The 4,010-nt window shown below is 37.5% G+C and carries 4 protein-coding genes; 1 reads left to right on the forward strand and 3 read right to left on the reverse strand.

What is annotated here, in order from left to right; translation table 11 throughout:
• The coding region (locus tag AMDU4_RS11395) for an ATP-dependent DNA helicase (RefSeq protein ID WP_290705205.1) at window positions 1-1,556 on the reverse strand (1,556 nt) is incomplete at its 3' end.
• Window positions 1,557-1,781: 225 nt separating this feature from the next.
• Here AMDU4_RS11395 and AMDU4_RS11400 point away from each other — a divergent pair.
• Window positions 1,782-3,065: an MFS transporter gene (locus AMDU4_RS11400; RefSeq protein WP_021788119.1), complete on the forward strand. Its 1,284-nt coding sequence runs from the start codon at window positions 1,782-1,784 to the stop codon at window positions 3,063-3,065.
• Here AMDU4_RS11400 and AMDU4_RS11405 read toward each other — a convergent pair.
• Window positions 3,056-3,718 (reverse strand): glycosyltransferase family 2 protein, encoded by a 663-nt coding sequence (locus AMDU4_RS11405; RefSeq protein WP_021788120.1) that lies wholly within the window; start codon window positions 3,716-3,718, stop codon window positions 3,056-3,058. The genes AMDU4_RS11400 and AMDU4_RS11405 overlap by 10 nt on opposite strands.
• Window positions 3,719-3,908: 190 nt before the next feature.
• Entirely contained in the window at window positions 3,909-4,010 is a 102-nt protein-coding gene (locus AMDU4_RS14215; RefSeq protein ID WP_306766128.1) for a hypothetical protein, read from the reverse strand.

A 4,010-nucleotide genomic window follows, 5' to 3' on the forward strand; every position in this document is an offset into this window, starting at 1 on the left:
ACAGAGAATATAATAATTTTCTCCTCTCTTGCCCTTTTTTCTATGTATGAATATGAAATCTTCCTGTTTTCAAATATGCAGTTTGCCCTCATGCTTTCAGGCAGATAATTTCCTATCCCCGGCACCCTGGTATATGAATCGCCAAAGAGGATACGGTAAGATGGAACTGCAACTAAAACGCTTTTTTCTGATTCGGCGTAAACGTCAACTGCGTACTGCATATATTTCTTTAACATAGATGACCATTGCTCAAGGTTTTCCCGGTACCTGCCAAGAGTTGTATATCCGGTGACAACATTATACTTTTTCAAACCTCCTGCATTTTTGAATATGCTGTCAATCTTCATGTAAAGTACATCTTCCATATTCCATACCTTTGAGATATGGTCCTCAGATGGCATTGTTCCTGACATGAAAATAACTGGATTATTGCTCAGGAATGAAAGATATCCGGAGGTATTATAATACATCAATTTGAGCTTTATTTCCTTTTTTTCTGGATTGTTTACAGAAGAATATATTGAACCGTTTTCCATCCTCTGGTAATCATAAAGAAAATTGTAAACGTTTTCGAGATAATTCCTGCTTCTCTTTTTCAGTGGCCTGTTTTCATTTTTTTTATCGAATTCATCGCTGAAAACTTCCAGAGATTCAAGATTTGCTATCCTTGATGCAAAGTCACTGGAAAATTTGAATGATTTCAGGTTATCCGTGGCCCTTGTTGAGCTCATGTTGGATAACAGATTTTCCAGTATCAGATTTGCCTCCACCCTCTCATATGAATTATAGTGTTCCAGGGGGAAATCTTTTACCAGCAGGTCAATGGCCTTTTCAACGGTTTTTATCTGCAATGAACGTCCAAAATCCTCAATTACAGAGTCCAGATTATGAGCCTCATCAAAAATTATATAGTAATCATCCAGATTTATCATTTCCTCCCCTTCAGTTCCATGAAAAACATTGAACCTTATTGATGGATTGAGAAGATAATTATATGTCATGGCAATTATCTGTGCATCCGCCATATTTGACCTTACAGAATAATATGGGCAATACGATTTAATGTTCTCCTTTTTTATTGAAACCAGGTTTCCCTTTGTATCCCGCCCTAAAGCTTTCGATTCAATATCCTGCCTGATTAGCTCCGTAGAATCTTCCGCCATGTCCACCAGGAAACTCTCAGGAGATCCTATATTTTTCAGGTCAAGTTTAATCGTTTTGTCTTTCAGCGGGCATCCCTTGCAGACATTTTTCTGTCCATCATCCTCAGAATCATACCATCTCTCCTTGAGCGGACATAACTTGCTTTTTCCAAAGAGATATAAAGCGGGTATATTGAAATATTTCTGGTTATCCTCATAGAGCCTTGTAAATTCATTATGTGTCCTGGTTAAATAAATCAGTTTTTTTCCTGTAAGGAATGCAAGGTACAGGATAAAACTGGTTTTTCCCGATCCTGTGGGTGCCTCTATGGCGATTTTATTTCTCTCCTCAAGGTTTTTTGACACTGTGCTGATCAGTGCATCCTGCCATTCCCTGGGGGTAAATTTTTCCATTTATTTGTATTGTTAAATTGTATAATTATGTATTCATTATTATCCCTGTTTATTATATTCTGATCTTCGTTAATATGGTATAAATTTTTTACAACACCTAAAGAAATACTGACTCTGGCAATTCTGTGGCAGTTTGTTGAATACAGAAATCCTGTTGGCTTTGAGATGACACAGCATGACAAAAAAGATATACACCGCTTTAATTACTCTCCATAAAGTGGTTTTATGGACAATCGATGGTTTATAGGATATGTATTTTCCAATCTTGCTGCTGGACTTACGACTCCATTGATTCCGCTTTTTATAGTATTTTATCTTAAAAGCAATGTTGAATATGTTGGCCTGGTTTCTGCACTTGCCTCCCTTGCATCCGTGCCGGCCCTCATTTTCTGGGGAAACCTTTCTGATAAAATTAAGAAGAGAAAGATATTCATAGTTATAGGATTTGTAGGTTCCTTTTTATCCCTTCTGCTGGTATTGATTGTCCACACAATGCCATCCTATGTCTTTATGCTTGTCCTTTTCCAGGTACTTGCAATGTCCAGTGTGCCTGTTTCCACTCTGTTAATACTGGAAAACTCTGAAAAATCAGCATGGCCTAAGGTCATGGGCAAATTCAACAGTTATAGTGCAATTGGAACTGTTATTGGGCTTGGCGTGGGAGTCCTTATTTTGACGTTCTTTAAGAATGAGGGGCACCAGTTGATTCCCTACCTCTACGTTATAGCGGCATGGTTTTACCTGATTGCCGGAATAATATCAATAATTGTGCTTAAGGAGCCAAAAAGTGAGATAAGCAGGGGTAAAATAGGATATTTATTCGCACTGCATGTCATCGAGCGGGTACGCTATTTCCCAACACATCTTGTCCATATACCGGGAAAAGAAAATAAGATTAAGATACCGGACCATTTAAAACTATACCTATTCACAACCATGATTCTCATGATGGGCTTTCAGTTATTTTTCATACCTTATCCAGTATTTGTCATTAAAAAAATGAATGCAAATGAAAATGACATATACATAATGTTTCTGCTAAATAGTCTGTTCTCTGCTGCAACCTTTATACCGGCAGGCAGGTATATCAACTATATAGGTTCAAACAGGATGCTTGTAATTTCTACCTCAATCAGGGTTGCCCTCTTCCTTGTAACGGGTGTGCTTTCATTTTTTGTTTTTGATACTGTGGGCTATCTTCTATTCTTCATAATCATGTACGGCGTCTTTGGGGCCATATGGAGTTTCATAGGGATAAGCGAAATTACCAGTATTTCAAATATGGCCACATCACTCATAAGAGGGAAAGTAATAGGGTATTATAACTCACTTAATGGAGTCGGGCAGATAATGGGTGCCGCATTGTCTGGATTTGTGGCATATGATATAAGCTATTCATTCGATTTCATACTCTCTGCCATTATTGTCCTCTCCGGCCTGCTTATAATATTATATGCAAAACCTCCAGATATTCAGTATTCCAAAAAAATTGTAAAGTCTCATTCCTGAATCCTCTTTATGAATAGATGGAAAAGGTTCATAAATCCATCATTCCAGGTTTTTAGCTTGGGTTTGCTTATTCTTATTCCATATTTTATGGGAACTTCTATTAACTTGCCGAGCCTTACTGCATCAATTTTAATATCCTCCGAAAAGGACATTCCATTGCTGAGATTTTTCATTTTCTCGTAAAATTCGCGGTAAAAAATCCACATGCCGCTCTGGGAATCGTTGAGAGTTATCTTGAAAAGCAATCGCATGGTGAAGTTTAAAATGCTGTTTCCTATGTAATGCAGGGATGTGTAATTATGCTGTGTCCTGAGAGCCATTCGGTCACATGAAATAAAATTGACCTCATCCATCCAGATAATTTCCAGTAATGGTTTTACTATGTCTGTAGGATATGTATTGTCTCCGTCCATGCATACAATAAGGTCTCCCTTTGCGTGCTTCAATCCGGTTTTGTATGCAATGCCATAACCCCTCCTGCTCTCATTTATCACAATGGCACCCTTTGCTGCTGCTATTTCCTTTGTCCTGTCAGTAGAATCTGTATCAACCACTATAATTTCTATTCCTTCAACCGATTTTAAAAGACCGTCTATTACCGATCCAATAGTTCCTTCCTCGTTGATTGTGGGAATAACTGCAGTAACATTCATCCTTCCACAATAGAATAACTTATTTATTATTTTTTAGTATGTCAGTTTTTTATTTAACATACTTTTATAGGTTTTCCACTGATGCCTCACTATTTTATCAATATCTTTTCCATCTTTGAATAGAGCATTTTTAACAAAATTTATGGTTCTTGGGTCTGATGGGTATCCGGATCCAAAATCACCGTATTTTTCATGTAGCGTTCTCTATTTCACGGTCTCTTATAACCTTGGCAATTATTGAGGCTGCGGATACAGCAGGATATATCTCATCAGCCTTGTGCCTGCATATAAT

It is taken from the genome of Ferroplasma sp. Type II, from assembly GCF_000496155.1.

Coding starts and splice junctions, on each gene's coding strand:
- AMDU4_RS11400 (WP_021788119.1), top strand. CDS start 1,782: ATGGACAATCGATGGTTTATAGGATATGTATTTTCCAATCTTGCTGCT.
- AMDU4_RS11405 (WP_021788120.1), bottom strand. CDS start 3,718: ATGAATGTTACTGCAGTTATTCCCACAATCAACGAGGAAGGAACTATT.